Raw genomic sequence first — 21600 nt, 5'->3', positions numbered from 1 at the left:
AAAAAAGTTTTTTGGGTAACACCATATAGTTGTGAAAATGATGAAATGACACAATATATGGTGTTTTTTGTGTATTGACGAAACGAAGAGAGTTTGCTACAATAGGTCTACAGCGCATAAATCATATGGGAACATGTGGTCGTAAATAGATACAGATGCAGCAGTAGAGGGAGGTTTGATTTAGGTATGTTTCAGGTAGTTAAGCGTGATGGTGAGATCGCGGAATTTCAGATGTCAAAAATCACTGCAGCGATTGATAAAGCATTCGATGCCAAAGAAAAAGTTTACAGCAAGGATATGATCGATCTGATGGCACTCCGTGTGACCGCAGATTTTCAGAATAAGATTACAGACGGCAAAGTAACAGTGGAAGATATTCAGGACAGTGTAGAGAATGTTCTGATCCAGGCCGGTTACAGTGATGTGGCAAAGGCTTATATCCTTTACCGCAAGCAGAGAGAAAAGATCCGTAACATGAAATCCACAATCCTCGATTACAAGGAAATCGTAGACAGTTACGTAAAGGTTGAAGACTGGCGGGTAAAAGAAAACTCCACCGTAACTTATTCTGTCGGAGGGCTGATCTTAAGCAACTCCGGTGCTGTAACCGCAAATTACTGGCTTTCCGAGATCTATGACAATGAGATCGCAGAGGCGCACAGAAATGCAGACATTCACATTCATGACCTGTCCATGCTGACCGGCTACTGTGCAGGATGGTCCCTGAAACAGCTGATTCAGGAAGGTCTTGGCGGAATCGAGGGCAAGATTACTTCCGCACCGGCGAAGCATTTGAGTGTACTGTGCAATCAGATGGTTAATTTCCTCGGCATCATGCAGAATGAATGGGCCGGTGCACAGGCGTTTTCTTCTTTTGATACTTACCTTGCACCATTTGTCAAGGTGGATAACTTAAGCTATCATGAGGTAAAAAAATGCATTGAAGCATTTATCTATGGTGTCAATACACCGAGCCGCTGGGGTACGCAGGCACCATTTTCCAATATCACTCTGGACTGGACTGTTCCGGATGACCTTGCAGAGCTTCCTGCAATCGTTGGCGGCAGGGAAATGGACTTTAAGTACAAAGACTGTAAGAAAGAGATGGATATGGTCAATAAGGCATTTATTGAGACCATGATCGAGGGCGATGCCAACGGACGTGGTTTCCAGTATCCGATCCCGACCTATTCCATCACGAAGGAATTTGACTGGTCCGATACAGAGAACAACCGTCTGTTATTTGAAATGACTGCGAAATACGGAACCCCGTATTTTTCCAACTATATCAACAGCGATATGAAACCGAGCGACATCCGCAGCATGTGCTGTCGTCTCCGTCTTGATCTTCGTGAACTGCGTAAAAAGAGCGGCGGATTCTTCGGTTCCGGTGAGAGCACCGGTTCTGTTGGTGTCGTAACGATCAACATGCCGCGTATCGCATATCAGTCAAAGACTCCGGAAGAGTTTTACCGCAGACTGGATCGTCTGATGGATATTTCAGCGAGATCTCTTCATATCAAACGAGAGGTCATCACGAAACTTCTGAATGAAGGTCTGTATCCGTACACCAAACGTTATCTGGGAAGCTTCGATAATCATTTCTCCACCATTGGTCTGGTCGGAATGAACGAGGCAGGACTGAATGCAAAATGGCTTGGCTGCGATATGAGCGATGAGCGTACGCAGAAATTCACAAAAGAAGTACTGACACATATGCGTAACCGCCTTTCTGATTACCAGGAAGAATATCCGGGTGAACTGTTCAATCTGGAGGCAACTCCGGCAGAGTCCACTGCATACCGCCTGGCAAAACATGACCGTAAACGCTGGCCGGATATCCGTACCGCAGGAAGCAAGGGTGATACTCCGTATTACACCAACAGTTCCCATCTTCCGGTGGAATTCAGCTCCGATATCTTTGATGCACTGGATATTCAGGATGAGCTTCAGACTCTGTATACATCCGGTACTGTATTCCATGCGTTCCTCGGTGAAAAACTTCCGGACTGGAAAGCTGCTGCATCTCTTGTACGTAAGATCGCAGAGAACTACAAGCTTCCGTATTATACGATTTCTCCGACCTACTCTGTATGTAAGGAGCATGGCTATTTAAGCGGTGAGCATTTTACCTGCCCGAAATGCGGTAAAAAAGCAGAAGTTTACAGCCGTATCACCGGATATTACCGCCCGGTACAGAACTGGAACGACGGTAAGGCACAGGAGTACAAGAACCGTACATTATATGATGTGCTTCATTCCAAACTTAAGAAAGTTCATACAAGTATGGTGACACTGACTGACGATGATGTAAAGATCGAACCGTTGGAAACGCATAAATATTTGTTTACTACAAGTACCTGTCCGAACTGCCGCATGGCAAAGAAGATGCTGGAGGGTGAAGACCTTGAGATCATCGATGCAGAGAAAAATCCTGATATGGCACGTCAGTTTGGAATCATGCAGGCACCGACGCTGGTTATTACCGATGGTGAACACCTTAAGAAATATGTAAATGCATCCAATATCCAGAAATATGTGGATGAAGAGCTGGATGCCTGATCCGCTGTGTGGATAAGCATAAGGAAATAATACTTAATGAAAGAATATGAATCCTCGTGGGGCAAGAGTGCTTCACGGGGACCTTTTTACGTTACAGGAAATTACTCCGTAATGTTTCTGCAAAGGTTTACATTTAGAAAAAACGTGAGTATAATGATATTCATTGGTATATTATGCAATATAGACTAATTTTTATGCGAGGGACGAGGAGAGAGAATAATGATTAAACAGAACATAGTATTTATTGAAAATAAAGCAGGAAGTCTTCAGAAAGTAACCGGTCTTCTGGCAGAAGCAGGTATCGATATTTATGGATTTGCATGCTTTGATGCACCGGAATTTGCGCTTTTTCGTATGGTGACAAACCAGGCAGACGAAGCAGAAAAAATCCTCACAGAGAACGGATATATGAACCGTGTGACAGAAGTTATCGCCGTAGATCTCAAGGATGAAGTCGGCGGACTGAACACAGTACTGCAGGTACTTGGCAACTGTAATGTAAATCTGGATTATATTTATACATCCTATCACAGAGGAAACAGTCTTCCGATCATGATTCTTCAGACAGATGATGTATTTGTAACCGAAAATGTGCTGAGCAATAATGGATTCCGTGTATTAAATTCTCTGGAGGGCTGAAACCATCATGAATAAATCCGCTTTTCAGAAGGGACTGAAAGACGGAATTCCGATCGGACTCGGGTATTTTGCAGTCTCTTTTACGTTTGGTATTATGGCAATACAGGCGGGATTAAGTGCATGGCAGGCTGTATTGATCTCTCTGACAAATCTGACATCGGCAGGTCAGTTTGCAGGTATCGGGATCATTGCAGCAGGCGGATCTCTCTGGGAGATGGCACTGACTCAGCTGGTCATCAATCTTCGATATTGTCTGATGTCTTTTTCGCTTTCACAGAAACTGGAAAAGGGTGTGTCAAACGGCCATCGCCTGGCAGTTGCGTTTGGTGTGACAGATGAGATCTTTGGCGTCAGTGCAAGTCAGGAGGGAAGAATCAGTCCATGGTATAATTATGGTGTGATGTGTGTGGCAATTCCAGGATGGACACTCGGAACTCTTGCCGGTGCCGTATCGGGAAATCTGCTTCCGGATTTTCTGGTCAGTGCACTGAGCGTTGCAATCTATGGCATGTTCCTTGCTGTCATTATTCCGCCGGCAAAGAAGAACCGTGCCGTGCTGGGTGTTGTGATCGGTGCTATGGCAGTAAGTACTTTATTTGCGACTGTGCCTGTACTGAATAAAGTATCAACCGGTTTTGTGATTATTATCACAACCGTACTTGTGGCAGGAATTGCAGCATACTTCTGCCCGATCGAAGAAAAGGAGGAGGCAGACTGATATGAAACCGAATGTATATATCTATATTCTGGTGATGGCAGATGTGACTTACCTGATACGTATGCTTCCGCTTGTACTTGTTAAGAAAGAGATCACCAGTCCTTATGTAAAATCTTTCTTATATTATGTGCCGTATGCCTGTCTTGCGGCGATGACATTTCCGGCGATCCTTACCGCAACGGCGGGGGGAATTATTTCCGGTGCTGCAGGACTGATCGTGGCGCTAATCGTAGCCTATCGCGAAAAGAGCCTTCTTACGGTTGCATTGTTTGCGTGTGCAGCAGTGTTTGTGGTAGAGAGGATTATGGGATTTTTGATGTAAATAATATGAAATGCCTTCCGGCTTTGCTTCTGGCAGAGCCGGATTTTTACGTTATAAGAAATTACTCCGTAATGTTTATGTACGAAAAAATGGACTCCTTTTTCGGAAATAGTTAGTTTCAACAAATATTCTTGACAAATAAGATAGCCTGAACTAACATAAGTATAGATGCGACTAACTTAAACTCATTAGTCAAAAATCGAGGGGAAAAGGAGAAACGTATGTTTTTGGAAATAAGAGAAATCAAGAAATCATTTGGTTCAGGCGACAGCAAAGTCGATGTGCTGCGCGGTCTGGATCTGGATATTGCGAAGGGAGAGTTCTGTGTCCTTCTGGGACCATCCGGTTCCGGTAAATCCACACTTTTAAATATTATCGGGGGAATTGAGGGTGCCGATGATGGAAGCATCTCCATTGAGGGAGAACGTCTTGCCGACATGAAAGAAAAGAAGCTGTCACAGTACCGCAGAAAGCATCTGGGCTATATCTTCCAGATGTACAACCTGATCCCAAATCTTACTGTGCGTGAAAATATCGAGGTCGGGGCATATTTAAGTGACCATCCACTGGATGTGGATGAACTTCTGCATACACTGGGACTTTTTGAACATCAGAGAAAACTTCCGAATCAGCTGTCCGGAGGCCAGCAGCAGAGAACAGCAATTGGTCGTGCTATCGTAAAGAATCCGGATATCCTGCTCTGTGATGAACCGACGGGTGCGCTTGATTACAATACATCCAAGGAGATTCTGAAACTGATCGAAACCGTTAATCAGAAATATGGAAATACGGTCGTCATGGTTACTCATAATGATGCGATCAAAGATATGGCGGATCGTGTAGTCAAGCTTCGAGATGGTATTATCCGTAAGAATTATCAGAACGAACATAAGATTCCTGCGATGGATCTTGACTGGTAAGGGGGCGATAATATGAAAAGTCCTCTCAGAAAAAGGATTCCCCGTGAATTCAAAGGAGAAATCGGAAAGTATCTGGTTGTTTTTATCCTAATGGTTGCAACGATCGGACTGGTTTCCGGTTTTCTGGTTGCAGATGGAAGTATGATTCATGCATACAATGAAGGCTTTGAGAAATATAACATTGAAGATGGCAATTTCCGTCTCGGAGAGCGTCTGTATCGTGGACAGAAAGAGGCAATTGAAGAAGAAGGCGTCAAAGTCTACGAGAACTATTATATAGAAGATTCTCTTTCAAATGGCAGTACGATGCGTTTCTTTAAGAACCGTACAGATGTCAACAAAGTCTGCCTGATGGAAGGCAAGCTTGCGGAAAAGACAGGTGAGATTGCGATTGACCGTATGTATGCAGACAATAATGAGCTGAAAGTCGGAGACACGATCGATGACGGCAAGAAGAGTTGGAAAATCACCGGTCTGGTTGCTTTGTCTGATTACAGCTGTCTGTTTCAGAATAACAGTGATACGATGTTTGATGCTGTAAAATTCGGTGTCGGTCTGGTGACAGAAGAAGAATTTGATACGCTGGATCAGGATAAGCTGCAGTATAATTATGTGTGGATCTATGATAAAAAACCGGAGACAGAAGCAGAGGAAAAAGATGTTTCCGAGGATCTGATGAAAGCAATGGGCAAAGTTGTTACACTGGAAAGCTTTGTGCCACAGTATCAGAACCAGGCGATCATCTTTACCGGTGATGACATGGGAAGTGACAAAGCAATGATTGCAATGCTTCTTTATATCATTATTGTGATCATGGCATTTGTATTTGGAATCACGACGAGCAATACGATTGCAAAAGAAGCCGGTGTGATCGGAACACTCCGTGCATCCGGTTATACGCGGGGAGAACTGGTCCGTCATTACATGACACTGCCGGTTATCGTAACGCTTATAGGGGCACTTGGCGGAAATATTCTGGGTTATACAGTTTTTAAATATATATGCGCTGACATGTATTATGGAAGTTACAGCCTTCCGACCTATAAGACAATCTGGAATGCAGAAGCATTTGTTCTGACAACAGTGGTGCCTGTGGCGATCATGTTTGTAGTTAATTATGCAATCCTGCATCACAAACTGAAACTTTCACCGCTTAAATTCCTGCGAAGGGATCTTTCAACAAGAAAGCAGAAACGTGCTCTTTATTTAAGTCCGAAACTTAAAATATTCCACAGATTCCGTCTGCGTGTGATCTTCCAGAACATCAGTAATTATCTGGTGCTCTTTGTGGGTATTGTTTTTGCAAATCTGCTTCTGATGTTCGGACTTCTGCTTCCGTCGGCACTGGATCACTATCAACTGGAGATTCAGAATAATATGCTGGCAAAATATCAGTATATGCTTTCTGTTCCGGTTAGTGTGATGGGTGGCAGCAATAAGCTAGAAGGGATGCTTGATATGTTGCTTTTTTCTCTTGATACAGAGACGGATAATGAAGATGCGGAGGAGTTCAGTGCGTATTCATTGAATACACTTCCGGGCAAATACAAGAGCGAAGAAGTTACTCTGTACGGCATTCATGATGACAGTAAGTATATTGATGCAGATTTTTCAGATGGTATTTACATCTCGCAGGCATATGCGGACAAGTTTTTGCTGAAAATCGGGGATGCGATCATTCTTAAGGAAAAATATGAGGATGATGAGTATACGTTTAAAATCGGTGGGATCTATGATTACAATGGTGGACTATGTATCTTTATGCCGCAGGAGGATCTGAACCAGACATTTGATCTGGGAGATGATTACTTCAGTGGTTATTTCAGCAACAGCGAGATTACGGATATAGACAGCCGTTATATCGGTTCGGTGATAGATCTGGATGCCCTGACCAAGATTTCCAGACAGCTCAACGTATCAATGGGAAGTATGATGGGCCTGGTCAATGGATTTGCAATCGCAATCTACATGATCCTGATCTATCTGTTGTCCAAGATCATCATCGAAAAAAATGCACAGTCGATATCAATGACAAAGATTCTTGGGTATACAAACGGTGAGATCAGTAGGCTGTATATCATGTCAACCTCAATCGTAGTAATCCTGTGTCTTCTGATCAGTCTGCCGATAGAAGCAGAGGTCATGAAAGTATTGTTCCGGGAAGTGATGCTGCAGAGTATTTCCGGATGGATTGCTCTGTGGATCGATCCGATGATTTATGTGAAGATGTTTGGGGCTGGATTTGTAACTTATGCCGTAGTAGCACTTCTGGAATATCGCAGGATACGTAAAGTGCCGATGAGTGAATCACTCAAGAATGCAGAATAAAATTCAGTTTTTTCAGAAAAATCCCCACTTTATATTGTTAACGCGCTAAATAGCTGTTATAATAACGATAAATTTGTTTATATAGAGAGGGAACGATACATATGAATCAATTGGATATACTCAGAGAAAGTCTCGGACAGTGTGATGAGATTCTTCTGGATGCACTTCTTATGCGTAACAGAATCGTAGAAGACATCATGGTTTACAAAGAAGCAAATGATATTCCGATCCTGCAGCCGGAGCAGGAAGCGAAGCAGAGAGAATGGCTGAACCGCAGAATGGAAGGCAAACGCCATAAAGATGAGGTAATGGCTGTTTTTGAAGAAATCACAAGAAACAGTAAGAAGATTCAGGCACGTAAGCTGTTTGATTACAATATTGTCCTGATCGGATTTATGGGAGCCGGCAAATCTACGATCTCTGATTTCCTGAGAACTGTTTTTGCAATGGAAGTTGTAGAGATGGATCAGATCATCGCAGAGAGAGAAGGCATGTCCATCTCCGATATTTTTGAGACCTACGGAGAAGAATACTTCCGTAATCTTGAGACAGAACTTCTTATTGAAATGCAGTCCAAGAGCAATGTGGTCATCTCCTGTGGCGGCGGTGTACCGATGAGAGAGCGCAATGTAGTTGAGATGAAGAAAAACGGCCGTGTCGTTCTTCTTACCGCAAAACCGGAGACAATCTTAAACCGTGTCAAAGACAACCATGACAGACCACTTCTCGAAGGAAATAAGAATGTGTCTTTCATCGGCGACCTTATGGAAAAACGTCGTGAGAAATATCAGGCAGCAGCTGATATCGTTATCGAGACAGATGGTAAAGACAAGCTCGAAATCTGTGAGGAGCTTGTACACAGACTTCGCGCACTGGATGCGCAGGAGTGACCAGTAAGTAACATACTGAGATGTATTGGTTGAGAATATCCTGAGAAGTGTCAATAGCACAAATTTAATTTAATAAAAAGCAGATGTCCAAAAAAATCCAGATGCGTGTCGCCTGGATTTTTTTGAACGCAAAAATTGAATGGTGCATCAAAAAACAGTCCATTTTGTTTAATATATCCATATGGTATTATAATTTCATCAAAAAGCTATACGAAATAGCTAAAGAGCGAAAACAAAAATGGGAGGTTTCTTTTATGAAGAAAAAATTAGTTTTAGCGATGGCAGCAACAATGGCAATCACATCTTGTGCAGTTCCGGTACTTGCAGATGATGCAGCAGCTGAAGGCGGAAAAATCGGTATCTCAATGCCAACACAGTCTCTGGAACGTTGGAACAGAGATGGTTCTTATCTGGAAGAACAGTTTAAAGCAGCTGGATATGATGTGGAGCTGACATACTCCGATAACGAAACAGACCGTCAGGTAAATGATATCCAGAACCTGATCTCTGATGGAGTTAACCTCCTGGTAGTTGCAGCTATCGATGGTGAAGCACTTAATACAGTTATGGATGAAGCAGCAGATGCAGGAATCCCGGTTATCGCTTATGACCGTCTGATCAAATCCGATGCAGTTTCCTATTATATCTCCTTCGATAACTATACAGTAGGTACTCTGCAGGGCCAGTACGTAATCGATACTCTGGATCTTGACAATGCAGGTGATAAAACATATAACATTGAGTTCACAGCAGGTGACCCGGCAGATAACAATGCAGGATACTTCTTCAACGGTGCTTATGACACTCTGAAACCGTATCTGGATGCAGGCACACTGAATGTAGTTTCCGGACAGACCGATTTCGATTCCGTAGCAACAGCAGCATGGGATACACAGACAGCTCTGGAAAGAATGCAGAACATCCTCGCTTCTTACTATGCAGACGGAACACAGCTTGATGTAGCTCTTTGCTCCAATGACTCTACAGCACTTGGTGTTACACAGGCTATCGAATCTGACTATGCAGGCAAAAACGACGTTCTGATCACAGGACAGGATGGTGACGAAGCTAACCTTGCAAACATCGTAGATGGAAAACAGTCCATGACAGTTTACAAAGCAGTTGCAAACGAAGCAGTTGTTACTCTTGACCTTGCAGAAGCAATGCTGAAAGGTGACACAATTGATGATTCTCTGATCACAAACTCCAAATGGGATTTCGATTGTGCATATGATACAGAATCCTATGAAACATCCGAAGGTCACAAATGCCCATCATTCCTTCTGGTTCCTACAGTTGTAACAAAAGACAACATGAAAGAAGAACTGGTTGACACAGGATACTATACACAGGACGATGACGGATATCTTCATCCGGCACAGTAAGCAGAAAAAATTGCTTAAGTAACCAATAAAACATGTAATTTGAAATTTTAGGGCGGGGTGAAGAGCCCCGCCCGGTTTTTTGAAAGGGGGCGCCATTTTGGCAGACAATATTTTAGTAATGGATCACATTACAAAAGAGTTCCCCGGTGTCAAAGCTCTGGACAATGTAAATCTTGAAGTCCAGCGAGGAGAGATTCACGCGCTGATCGGTGAAAACGGTGCGGGAAAATCCACACTGATGAACGTTTTAAGTGGTCAGTATCCATATGGAAGTTATACAGGTACAGTTACCTATGAAGGTGAGGAATGCAAGTTTAAAAACCTGAACGACAGTGAAGCGAAAGGAATCGTTATCATCCATCAGGAACTTGCGCTGATTCCGTTACTTTCTATTGGCGAGAATATGTTTCTCGGAAACGAGATTAAGAATAAAAGCGGCAGCATTGACTGGGACAGAACATACAGTGAAGCAGAAAAACACATGGCACAGGTTGGACTCCATGAATCTGCACAGACATTGATCAAAGATATCGGAACAGGTAAACAGCAGCTGGTAGAGATCGCAAAGGCATTCTCCAAGAAGGTTAAACTTCTGATCCTGGATGAGCCTACTTCATCTCTGAATGATGAAGATGCAAAGATGCTTCTGGATCTTCTGATGGAATTCAAGAAGAATGGACTGACCTCTATCATCATTACACATAAACTGAATGAGATCATCTATTGTGCAGACCGCTGTACAATCATCCGAGATGGTACAACGATCGAGACACTGACCAAGGGTGTAGATGATTTAAGTGAAGACCGTATCATCAAAGGTATGGTTGGTCGTTCTATGGATGACCGTTATCCTTCCAGAAAACATAATGTCAGCAAAGATGTCATGCTGGAGGTAAAAGACTGGACCGTTCATCATCCGCTTTACCCGGAGAAGATTGTAGATGATAAGATCTCCTGTAAAGTACATAAAGGTGAAGTTGTTGGTTTCTCTGGACTGCAGGGTGCAGGACGTACTGAATTCGCAATGTCCGTATTTGGTAAGAGTTATGGAAGCAATATCTCCGGTGATCTCTATATCAAAGGAGAAAAAGTCAATCTCAAGAATCCGCATGATGCAATTCACCATGGTCTTGCATATGTAACAGAAGACCGTAAGACGAACGGACTGATCCTCGGAGAATCGATTCGATTTAATACAACACTTGCACGACTTTCCAAAGTCTGCGAGAAAGGTGTCATCAATACAGATATGGAAGTTCATCTGGCAGATGAGATGACAAAGGAAATGGGAACCAAGACTCCTTCCAATGAGCAGAAAATCGGTAACCTTTCCGGTGGTAACCAGCAGAAAGCTCTGCTTGGTAAGTGGATGTTTACAGAACCGGATATCCTGATTCTGGATGAACCTACACGAGGTATCGATGTAGGTGCAAAATATGATATCTACTGCCTGATCAATAAGATGGTAGAAGATGGAAAATCAGTCATTATGATTTCTTCTGAAATGCCGGAACTTCTCGGTATGTGTGACCGGATCTATGTTATGAGTGAAGGCCGTCTGGCTGGTGAATTTACAGCGGAAGAGGCAACTCAGGAACGTATTATGGCTTCGATCATGCAGGAACAGAATAAAAAATAAGAAATAGTGACTGAACAGTTACTGGGAAAGGGGTAAAAAAATGAAATTTAATGTAAAAGATTTCTTAAGAAAGTATACAATGGTCATTGCACTGGTGATCGTATTTATCCTGTTCTGTGGATTGACAAACGGAAGACTCCTGTATGCACAGAACATGTCAAACTTAATGCTTCAGAATGGTTATGTTCTCGTTCTTGCCTGTGGTATGTTATTATGTATCCTGACAGGTGGTAACATCGACCTTTCTGTTGGTGCTGTAATCTGCCTGGTTGGTGGTCTTGCAGCAGTACTTATCAGCAACAAGGGAATGAACCCATATCTGACCATCATCATCTGCCTGGTTGTTGGTCTTCTGGTAGGTATCTGGCAGGGTTACTGGATCGGTTACAAACGTATTCCTCCATTTATCACAACACTTGCAGGTATGTTCATCTTCCGTGGATTCGGACGTCTGATCCTGGATAACAAGACTGTATCTATCCAGAGCCAAGATTTCCTGAAAGTATTTACATCCTATATCAATATTCCTGGACTTGATGATACTGCAAACTATTCCGCACTGATCGTTGGTGTTGTAGTAGCTGTTTATGTAATCTTTAATGTTATTCGTTCCAGAGCAAACAAAGCGAAAAAAGGTTATCGTCAGAATACAGCATTTTCTGATTACAGCAAAGCAGTGATCATTGCAGTTGTTATCCTGTGGTACTGCTACAAACTGTTCCAGTACAAAGGTATCTCCGTTATGTTCATCTGGGTAGTTGCAATCTGCCTGATTTACAGTTTCATTACATCCAAAACAGCATTCGGACGTTATTTCTACGCAATCGGTGGTAATGAGAAAGCTACACAGCTTTCTGGTATTGATACAAACAAAGTTTACTTTATTGCATATGTAAACATGGGACTTCTTGCAGGTCTTGCAGGTCTTCTCTGTGCAGCACGTGTAGGTTCTGTAAACGGTAGTACAGGTACATCCTTCGAGATGGATGCAATCGGTTCCTGTTTCATCGGTGGTGCTTCTGCATACGGCGGCAGCGGTACTGTTGGTGGTGTAGTAATCGGTGCCCTTCTTCTTGGTGTTATCAACATGGGTATGTCTATCATGGGTATCGGTGATTCCTGGCAGTATGTAGTAAAAGGTGCCGTACTTCTGATCGCAGTTGTATTCGATGTATTATCCAACAGAAAGAACGGATAATGAAAATTAGATGAATGGTAAGGGTCATTGCGTGTGGCGCAATGGCCCTTTTGAAGTATCAGAAAAAATGTGATACACTGATAGAAAGAAAAATAATCAGAAAGAATGGAAACTATGAAAAAATCTACACTGACAATCTTTTGCATATTGGCTGGGTGTATCTTTTTTCTCTCGGGGATCTGGATCTATTTTCAGAAAAATCTGGACCGGGTCGAACTGGGAGAAGGAGAGCGCGCTACAGCCTATCAGCGGCATTATCTGATGATCGCCAACGATAAGGATACCGGCATGTGGCAGTCAGTCTATGAAAGCGCCTCAAAAGAAGCAGAAAGCAAAGATGCATATGTGGAACTACTCTCTCCGGAACAGATGAATGGATACTCGCAGGCGGATTGCCTTAAGATCGGGATTGCCTCAAAAGTGGATGGAATCATTCTGGAAGCGGACGGAAGTAAAGAAGAACAGCATCTGATCACAGAGGCATTGAAGGATGGAATACCGGTTGTTACAGTTATGACAGATGATACTGCGACGAGCCGCATCAGCTTTGTAGGACTGAACAGTTATCAGATGGGAAGTGCCTATACAGAACAGATTCAGGGGATGCTGAAAGAAAAAGGTTCTACAAGTGTGATGTTTTTATCGACATCCAGCTCAAAAACGCAGGAAACAAATCTTGTTTATTCGCAGGTCAAAAAAGAACTGGAATCCCGGAAAAAAACAGGACAGTCGATAGATCTGACGGAATACTGTGTGGACAGCAGCGCAGACTTTGATACAGAAGAATTTGTGCGGGATATGTTTGTCAGTGATGAAAGCCTTCCGGATGTGATTGTCTGTATGGATGAGGTTGTAACAGAATGTGTCTGTCAGGCACTGGTAGACTATAATCAGGTTGGTAATGTAAAAGTAATCGGATATTATTATTCTAATGTAACCCTGAATGCGATCGATAAGGGAATTATTTCTTCTGCAATTGCTCTTGATATGGAAGAAATCGGAAGGTACAGTGTCAATGCACTGGACGAATATATATCTTTTGGACATAGCAATAACTATTATAGTGTTGACCAGCATGTGATTACGAAGGACAACACCAGGGAATACAGGACGGAGGATGAGAAATGAAAGATGAAAAAGAATTCTCCGCTGTAAAAAATTCCATACAGACCAGACTGAGTGGTGTTATGCTTCTGGTCCTGATTTTTGCGCTTGGTATCAATGTGTTTATTTTTGCCCAGATCCGTACGGCGGTGGGAAGAATTGATGCGGTTTTTTCCAGCAATACGGCTATAAATGAGCTTTCAGATTCTATTGAACAGGTGGAAAGTACCGTTTATGAATATCTGAATACAAACAGTTCGCAGGCGCTGGAAAATTATTACCGCTATGAACAGAATTACAGGAATCTGCTCGAAGACCTGAATGACCGGAATCTGGATAATGAAGCAAAAATGCTTGAAAAAAACATCCGAAGGATGTCAGAAACTTATCTGGATCAGACAAATGAAACGGTACAGGCAAAGCGAGGCAGAAATGTTGAGAAGTACAAGACCTCCTATGAGGATGAACATAAACTGTATGAATATATCAATTCGTATAGCTATAAGCTGAATAATCTGCGGTTCAAGATGAACTCTGCAAACTATCAGCTCCTTTTATCGGCGATGAATGTATTGTACAAACTGTGTATCGCGGTCATGCTGGTGGTTTATGCACTTGGCCTCGTGGTAACGACACTTCTGGTACGCAACATGATCCGGCCGCTTACCGCACTGTCCAATACGGCACATGAAGTGGCGAAGGGAAATTTAAATGTCCCGCAGCTTCCGGTTGTGGTAGAGGATGAAGTTGGAATTGTAACCCGAAGCTTTAACCAGATGCTGGAAAGCATCCGTCAGAATATTGAGCAGCTGAAAGACAGTATGGAGCGTCAGGCACAGATGAAAGAACGGGAGCTTCTTATGGAAACACATCTTAAAGAAGCACAGCTCAAATATCTGCAGGCACAGATCAACCCGCATTTTCTGTTTAATAGTCTCAATGCAGGCGCGCAGCTTGCCATGATGGGAGATGCGGACAAGACAGGTGCTTTTCTGGAAAAAATGGCGGATTTTTTCCGATATAATGTACGCAAGATGGAAGAAGATGCGATGCTATGGGAAGAAGTAGAGGCTGTTGATAATTATATTTATATTCTGAATGTCCGTTTTGCGGGCGACATTACTTATATCAAAGAAGTAGATGAAGGAATCGAAAATATCCGTATTCCGAGTATGATCCTTCAGCCACTTGTTGAAAATGCGGTGCAGCATGGTATTCATGACTGTATGGAAACAGGATGGATCCGGATGTCGATTCATCAGAATGAAGATATGCTGGATATTACGATCAGTGACAATGGCGCCGGAATGACAGAAGAAATGATTGCAAAAGTAATGTCAGGAAGTGCTTCACAGGATAATGAAGATCGTTTTTCGACGGGAATTGCAGTTCGAAATGTAATCGACAGGCTGCAGCTTTATTATAAACAAAAAGAGTTTTTTACGATTGAAAGTGATGGTCCGGATACCGGAACCACAGTTCATATTATGATTCCTGTTGAAAAAGATGACACGGAGATTCCAAAAGATGGAGAATAGAAATCAGACAACAGAAGGTAAGCAAAAGGGGAAATGAGAGTATGTATCGAATCTTGGTAGCAGATGATGAGGGAATTATGCTGGAAGCATTCAAAAGTGTCATAGCCGGTGCATTTGGAGAGGAATGTGTCGTTGAGACTGCAAAGACCGGAAGGGCAGTTACGGAGATTGCTGAAACTTTCCATCCGGATGTGGTGTTTATGGATATTCATATGCCCGGAATCAACGGTATTCAGGCAATGAGGGAAATACGTAAATTCAATACAACAGCGCTTTTTTATGTAGTATCGGCATATGACAAATTTGATTATGCCAAAGAGGCTATCGATCTGGGCGTGGAGCGATATCTGACGAAGCCGATATCCAGAGCAAAGATCATTGCGGCTGTAGAGGAGGCAATCGGAAAAGTTGATGCAAAGCGAAATCAGAGAAGTAATCTCTTAAAGATTCAGGAAAAACTGGAGACAGTCATTCCGGTTGTGGAGAACAGTTTCGTCGGAAGTCTGCTTTTTCAGCAGGAAATGCAGGCGGCAGATTATTACCAGCAGCTTCTGGACATTGAAGACAGGCAGGGATATGTCATGATCCTGCAGTTTGGTCAGTCTTATGAGAAAGGCAGACTGGTCAGCCCGGTGGGCATGAATGTAAAAGCACAGGAATTTTATGGAGAAATTCGGGATATTGTGAAATCTTATTTTTCCTGTGTAGTTGGTTCTATCATGTCAAATCGCATTCCAATCGTTGTTCCGTGTCCGATTTCGGCCAATTCTTATGAGGAGAGAATCGACCTTGTAGAAAGTTCGAGGAGTCTGATCTCGAAGCTTGAGGGAAGGATTGAGGCAAAATTCCGAATTGGTATCGGAAGGGTGCGGGAAATGCAGGAAATGGAGCGCTCTTACCGTGAGGCACTTCGTGCATTGAACGGAAGCAAGAGCCGTGTGATACATATTGAAGACCTTTCTCAGAATGGTGTATATGATGAAGAATTTCCGGTAGAAATGGAAAAAAGTATTTTTCGCTATCTGGAAGAAGGGAAAGAAAAGGAATGCGTACAGGAGATGAATGAGTTCTTTGACTGGATGCTGGCGCATTATGCGGAGGACATGAACAACATCCGTCTGAAAGTACTGGAATATATTATCTGGGGCGAAAAGAAAGCATTTGAGGCGGGCGCAGTCAATTATGGATTCAGTTATCGCCGCGACTATCTGGATGTGGCGATGGCCTGCAAAAACTATGAAGAACTCCGTAAATGGTTCCTTGATAAAATGGTCAATGCCTGCCGGGCAATCCGGGATCAGAAGGAAGAGCGGTCCAATTCCGCAGCAAAGAAAGCAATGCTGTATATTCAGGAAAACTACAGCAAAGATATTTCACTTGACGATGTTTCGGGCCTTGTGAATATCAGTCCGTATTATTTCAGTAAGATTTTTAAAGAAGAGACCGGTGAGAATTTTATTGAATATCTGACGAAGATCCGTATTGAAAAAGCGAAGGAATTTCTAGTAAAACCGGACATCAGTATCAAGGAAGCCGGAATACGGAGTGGTTATACAGATCCGAACTATTTCAGCAGAATTTTTAAGAAACAGACGGATATGACACCAAGTGAATACAAAACGAGGTATGGGGAATGAAAAGAAAAACGGGTATTTTTCTGATAATTGGAGTGTTGGTGCTGATTCTTCTGACCGGATGCGGAACCGGAACAGAGGAAACTGCCAGTGAGGATTCAAAAGAAGTTGATAAACTTCAGATTGGGTTGAGTTTTGATTCTTTTGTTATTGAGCGATGGCTGCGTGACCGCGATATGTTTGTATCGACAGCACAGGGGCTGGGGGCAGAAGTAAATGTGCAGGTCGCCGGAGGCGATGTGGATGAGCAGATTTCTCAGATCGAGTATTTTATCCAGAAGAAGATGGATGTGATCGTAATCATCCCGATTGACGGTGATGCATTGTATGATGTTGTGAAAGAAGCAAAGAGCATGGGGATTTATGTTATCTGTTATGACAGGATCACACCTAATGTAAATGCAGACCTGTATATCACGATTGACAATGAGATGGTTGGAACGCTGATGGGAGAATCTCTGATCAAAGCCTGCCCTGATGGTGGAAATATCTTTGCCATTTACGGGTCTCCGACTGATAAGAATGTAGAGGAAGTTGAGAGGGGCTTTAAAGAAGCCTTAAAAGGCAGTAATCTGAATATAGTTTACAGTGGGTACTGTGATAACTGGCTGGCAGAGCTGGCGGCTGCACATGTAAATAAAGGTCTGGAGATTACGGATGATGTTGTCGGGGTTATGTGTGGAAATGATGACCTTGCAAGCCAGGCGGTAAAAGTGCTGTCAGAGAATCGTCTTGCCGGACGGGTGGCTGTTGTAGCACAGGATGCGGACCTTGCAGCATGCCAGCGGATCGTGGAAGGTACCCAGACAATGACTGTGTACAAACCGATCGAACAGGAGGCTTCGACGGCGGCAGAACTTGCCGTCAGACTTGGAAACGGAGAGGATATCAGTAAGGAAGAAAATGGGATTTCCGTTAATGAGACTTTCAATGACGGTTCGAATGACATACCGTATTACAAGATCACACCTGTGGCCGTGACCGCGGAGAATATGGATGAAGTGATCATAGATGGAGGATTCCATACAAGAGAGGATGTATATCTGAATGTGAAGTAAAATATGATAGCGTATGCAGTATATAAATTAAATATCTCTTCTGATGTTTACAAGCTATTGTAAAAATCTTGAAGTACTAAGAGAAGAAAAGCTTACAAAAAACGCTACTAAAAATGTCAAACTCGCTAACGCTCAGACAGCGCCATTTTTAGTAGCAAAGTAATCTTTTATTCTCTAAGTACTTCTAAAGATTTCTCCAAGGCTTGTATAATCAGAAGGGATATTTTTTATATTTGACATACGTATCATAAGGGGAAGCTGGAGTAGCGCGCGGACGCGCGTGAGCGAGTCGATGCCGCGACGCTTGCGGCGCTAGCCCACCGGAATCGAGTCAGAAAGTGGAGAGCGAAGAGGGAAGACCTGAATTTGCTATGTGTAGGTGGGGAGAAGGGGAATACAGTAAAAAAGAGTATCCTGTCTGGATTATACAGGCCTTGAGAAAATTCGAAGATATACTTTGGAAATAAAATACTACTTTGTCCATCAAAATGACACTGTTTGAGCGTAAGCGAGTTTGGCATTTTGATGGACGTTTTTTGTAGGATTTTCTTTCCTTAGTATATCCGAATTTTTGAAACCGCCTGTAGAAATCAGACAGGATACTACTTTTTTGGAACTATATTACTATTCTTCAATACCATCCATGTAAGAATTATAGATTGCAGGATCAATCACTTCCCTGATCGATTCATACACACCTTTTGCTGCTTCACGGATCTCTTTACGTGTTTCGTCAGAGAGTGTGATGATCTCTGTTCCGCTTTCTTTGATCGTTGCAATCTTATCTGCAATTCGTGCATCAGACTGTTCTCTTGCATACTCTGTAGCAAGCTGTGCAGCCTCCGTCATGATTTCCTGCTCATCCTTTGGAAGGTCTTTAAAGAACTCATCATTGACAATCAGGGAAATAAGATGCGGCAGATGATTCGTCTCCACGACGTAATCCTGCTGCTCATACAGATTGTTGGAAACAATAACTTCATACGGGTTTTCCTGCGCATCGATCGTGTGCTGCTGCAGACCGATATACACCTCACTGAAACTCATCGGAGTCGGGTTTGCACCAAGCGCTTTCCAGAATGCCAGATGATAACTGTTTTCCATGGTACGGATCTTCTGACCTTTGAAATCTGCAAAACTGTTGACTGGTTTATTTGTACTCATAACACGGAATCCCTGATCTGCCATACCAAGCAGATGATAGCCGCCGTCTGTATAAACATCACTGATCAGACTGTAGAATTCCGGATCATCGATTTTTTTACGGCAGTCATCTAGAGAATCAAACACGCATGGAAGGTCAAAGACTGCCAGATCACTCATGAAGGAAACCTGCGGAGCTGTATTCTGTACGACAAACGGGATATCACCGTCGGAACAGGTCTCCAGGAGGTCACGGTCGCCTCCGAGTGTGGAGTTTGCATATACCTGAATTTTCATTTTGCCATTACTTAAGTCAGATACTTCTTCGGCGAATTTTTCTGCAAAAAGCTGTGTGACGGTATCTTCCGGGCTTGCAGTTGCCAGTGGCCAGGAATAACGCTGCACTTCCTCATCGGAAGAACCACATCCGGTAAGAACAACGCTTAAGATACCGGCAGCTGCCAGCACCGGAACTGCATGGAGGATGCGACGCTTTTTTATGTCTGTAGTAGCTGTAGTAAATTTTTTCATGTCTTTCCTCCTATAAGATTCCAATAGAAAGTGCCGGGATGAAGGTGATCAGCAGGAGTGCAACAAGGAAGAAGGCGATCATTGGCATGGCTTTCTTTGCAATCTGCATAACCGGAACATCCGTCAGAGAACTTGCAACAAACAGGTTAACACCGATTGGCGGAGTAACAAATCCGATCGCAAGGTTGACAACCATGATAACACCAAACTGGATCGGGTTCATTCCGATGGCTTCTACGATCGGCAGAAGAATCGGTGTAAGGATCAGGATTGCCGGTGTGGTATCCATGACCATACCGACGATCAGCAGGAATACGTTGATGATCAGCAGGATCGCAACCGGGCTGTGGAAGTTGTTCAGGATAAATTCACTGACAGTCTGTGGTACCTGCATCAGAGTAAGGACTCTGGAAAAGGCGGTAGATGCTGTCAGAATGAAAAGAATCGGTGTAAAGGTACGGATTGCCTCCACAAGGATCGGCCAGATATCACGGATCTTGATACTCTTGTATACAAACAGGCTGATGATCAGTGCATAGAATACAGAGATAACGGCGGCCTCAGTCGGAGAAGCAACACCGGTATAAATGCATCCGAGAATGATGACCGGACTTAAAAGGGCGAAGAAACTTTCTTTCAGAACCTTCAGAAGACCTTTGTCGTGAAGCATCTGTACTTCGCTGTGAATCTTTTCTTTGTCTTCACCGTAGCGTTTGCAGTGATAGATGGCATAGACCATAAGGAGTGCGCCGATCATCAGTCCCGGGATGATACCTGCAAGGAACAGATCACTGACAGAGGCACCGGAAGCCATACCATACATGATAAACGGAATACTCGGTGGAATGATAACACCGAGACCGCCGGCTACGGCTACGATCGCAGTAGAAAACGTAAGGTCATATCCCAGCATTGTAAGGATCGGGATCGTCATACTTCCGACCGCGGCAACAGTTGCAGGAGCAGAACCGGAGATCGCACCATAGAAAAGGCAGGTGACGATAACAGCACACGGCATACCAGCGGTGAACTTTCCGAGGAAGTATGCAAAAACATCAAACAGTTTTTTGGAAATACCACCTTTTGCCATGATGATACCGGAAAGGACAAACATCGGAACCGCAAGGAGCGGGAAAGAGTCCAGACCGCCGAACATGGCACGGATCAGATATTTGGCACCGACAGTAAAGGACGGATCAAACACGGACGGAAGAACAGATGTAATCCCAAGAGTGATGGATACCGGAACTGCGATGACCAGTAAGGCTACAAAGATAATAAATAAAACTACGACTGGCATTAGCGTTCCTCCTCATTCGAATTTTTGATGGTATTGATACGGTTGTCGATACCGGATTCCAGCGCATTTTCGCCGAGTGATTCGGCGTTTGCCTGGATGAAGGACTCAGGAGTATTGCGTTCCGGATGAGCCGGATCAAATACATTTTCGCCGCGTGCAACACGGAACTCGATGATCCAGCGCTGCAGGACACGGAAGGCAACCAGAACAAAGGAGACAAGAGGTGCTGCCTGTACATAATACATTGGAATACCACAAGCCGGTGAAAGCTGTCCACTGTGAACAGAAGACATCATATAAGACCAGGCAAATGGAATCATATAGATGAAAAAGATCAGCTCAAAAGTATGGTTGACTACTTTAAATAAAGCTTTACCACGACGGGGAAAAATCGCAACGAACTGCTCGATTTTGATAGAAAGACATTTTTTGCTGCAGTAGCTGACGCTCAAAAATCCACACCAGATAAAGAGGTATCTGGTAAGTTCCTCAGACCAGGACAGGGACATGCCAAGAACATATCTGCAAAAGACCTGGACACCCATGATCAGCGTCATGGCGATCAGGAAAAGAACAAGGATAAATTCTTCGAGGTTCTCGTCCAGCCAGTGAAGTATTTTTTTCATGAAGGACCTCCCTTAAAAATTAAGTATAGATATTTTTTCACGAATAACTGTTTAACGCTTTACAG

General features: G+C 43.3%; 17 protein-coding genes. 14 read left to right on the top strand and 3 right to left on the bottom strand.

The window, feature by feature from the left end; all coding sequences use genetic code 11:
* Positions 1-186: 186 nt before the first annotated feature.
* From BQ7344_RS07415 to BQ7344_RS07350, 14 genes are all read left to right on the top strand, one after another.
* Complete coding sequence (locus BQ7344_RS07415) at positions 187-2562, top strand: ribonucleoside triphosphate reductase (RefSeq protein ID WP_072522071.1); 2376 nt, start codon at positions 187-189, stop codon at positions 2560-2562.
* Between the two features lie 219 nt (positions 2563-2781).
* Positions 2782-3201, top strand: a complete 420-nt coding sequence (locus tag BQ7344_RS07410) for an ACT domain-containing protein (RefSeq protein ID WP_015541915.1) — start codon at positions 2782-2784, stop codon at positions 3199-3201.
* A gap of 7 nt (positions 3202-3208) precedes the next feature.
* Positions 3209-3919, top strand: coding sequence for an AzlC family ABC transporter permease (locus BQ7344_RS07405; protein ID WP_072522070.1), 711 nt, complete (start codon positions 3209-3211; stop codon positions 3917-3919).
* A gap of 1 nt (position 3920) precedes the next feature.
* Positions 3921-4241: an AzlD domain-containing protein gene (locus BQ7344_RS07400; RefSeq protein ID WP_072522069.1), complete on the top strand. Its 321-nt coding sequence runs from the start codon at positions 3921-3923 to the stop codon at positions 4239-4241.
* Between the two features lie 221 nt (positions 4242-4462).
* On the top strand, positions 4463-5161 hold the full coding sequence (locus BQ7344_RS07395; RefSeq protein WP_072522068.1) for an ABC transporter ATP-binding protein: 699 nt from the start codon (positions 4463-4465) through the stop codon (positions 5159-5161).
* A 12-nt stretch (positions 5162-5173) separates the two neighbouring features.
* The gene (locus BQ7344_RS07390) at positions 5174-7489 is read left to right on the top strand and encodes an ABC transporter permease (RefSeq protein WP_072522067.1); all 2316 of its coding nucleotides are present in this window, start codon (positions 5174-5176) and stop codon (positions 7487-7489) included.
* A 101-nt stretch (positions 7490-7590) separates the two neighbouring features.
* Positions 7591-8379, top strand: coding sequence for a shikimate kinase (locus BQ7344_RS07385; RefSeq protein WP_072522066.1), 789 nt, complete (start codon positions 7591-7593; stop codon positions 8377-8379).
* Positions 8380-8633: 254 nt separating this feature from the next.
* Complete coding sequence (locus BQ7344_RS07380; protein ID WP_072522065.1) at positions 8634-9764, top strand: substrate-binding domain-containing protein; 1131 nt, start codon at positions 8634-8636, stop codon at positions 9762-9764.
* A gap of 97 nt (positions 9765-9861) precedes the next feature.
* Positions 9862-11403, top strand: a complete 1542-nt coding sequence (locus tag BQ7344_RS07375; RefSeq protein ID WP_072522064.1) for a sugar ABC transporter ATP-binding protein — start codon at positions 9862-9864, stop codon at positions 11401-11403.
* A gap of 40 nt (positions 11404-11443) precedes the next feature.
* Entirely contained in the window at positions 11444-12601 is a 1158-nt protein-coding gene (locus BQ7344_RS07370) for an ABC transporter permease subunit (protein ID WP_072522063.1), read from the top strand.
* 105 nt (positions 12602-12706) lie between these two features.
* Positions 12707-13729 (top strand): substrate-binding domain-containing protein, encoded by a 1023-nt coding sequence (locus BQ7344_RS07365; protein ID WP_235816070.1) that lies wholly within the window; start codon positions 12707-12709, stop codon positions 13727-13729.
* On the top strand, positions 13726-15243 hold the full coding sequence (locus BQ7344_RS07360; protein ID WP_072522061.1) for a sensor histidine kinase: 1518 nt from the start codon (positions 13726-13728) through the stop codon (positions 15241-15243). The genes BQ7344_RS07365 and BQ7344_RS07360 overlap by 4 nt, the downstream gene beginning before the upstream one ends.
* A gap of 41 nt (positions 15244-15284) precedes the next feature.
* Positions 15285-16880 carry a response regulator gene (locus tag BQ7344_RS07355; protein WP_072522060.1) on the top strand — a complete coding sequence of 532 codons (1596 nt, stop codon included), beginning with the start codon at positions 15285-15287 and terminating at the stop codon, positions 16878-16880.
* Positions 16877-17935, top strand: coding sequence for a substrate-binding domain-containing protein (locus BQ7344_RS07350; RefSeq protein WP_072522059.1), 1059 nt, complete (start codon positions 16877-16879; stop codon positions 17933-17935). The genes BQ7344_RS07355 and BQ7344_RS07350 overlap by 4 nt, the downstream gene beginning before the upstream one ends.
* A 624-nt stretch (positions 17936-18559) precedes the next feature.
* Here BQ7344_RS07350 and BQ7344_RS07345 read toward each other — a convergent pair.
* From BQ7344_RS07345 to BQ7344_RS07335, 3 genes are read right to left on the bottom strand one after another with little or no spacing between them, the layout of a single operon-like run.
* Positions 18560-19609, bottom strand: coding sequence for a TRAP transporter substrate-binding protein (locus tag BQ7344_RS07345; RefSeq protein ID WP_072522058.1), 1050 nt, complete (start codon positions 19607-19609; stop codon positions 18560-18562).
* A gap of 10 nt (positions 19610-19619) precedes the next feature.
* Positions 19620-20909, bottom strand: a complete 1290-nt coding sequence (locus BQ7344_RS07340) for a TRAP transporter large permease (protein WP_072522057.1) — start codon at positions 20907-20909, stop codon at positions 19620-19622.
* Positions 20909-21535 carry a TRAP transporter small permease gene (locus BQ7344_RS07335; RefSeq protein ID WP_072522056.1) on the bottom strand — a complete coding sequence of 209 codons (627 nt, stop codon included), beginning with the start codon at positions 21533-21535 and terminating at the stop codon, positions 20909-20911. The genes BQ7344_RS07340 and BQ7344_RS07335 overlap by 1 nt, the downstream gene beginning before the upstream one ends.
* Positions 21536-21600: the final 65 nt, after the last annotated feature.

The sequence above is a fragment of the Blautia sp. Marseille-P3087 genome, from assembly GCF_900120195.1.
Classification (GTDB): domain Bacteria; phylum Bacillota; class Clostridia; order Lachnospirales; family Lachnospiraceae; genus Blautia_A.
Note: the sequence above shows the minus strand (reverse complement) of the source record. Positions and strands in the feature narration are given on the sequence as shown.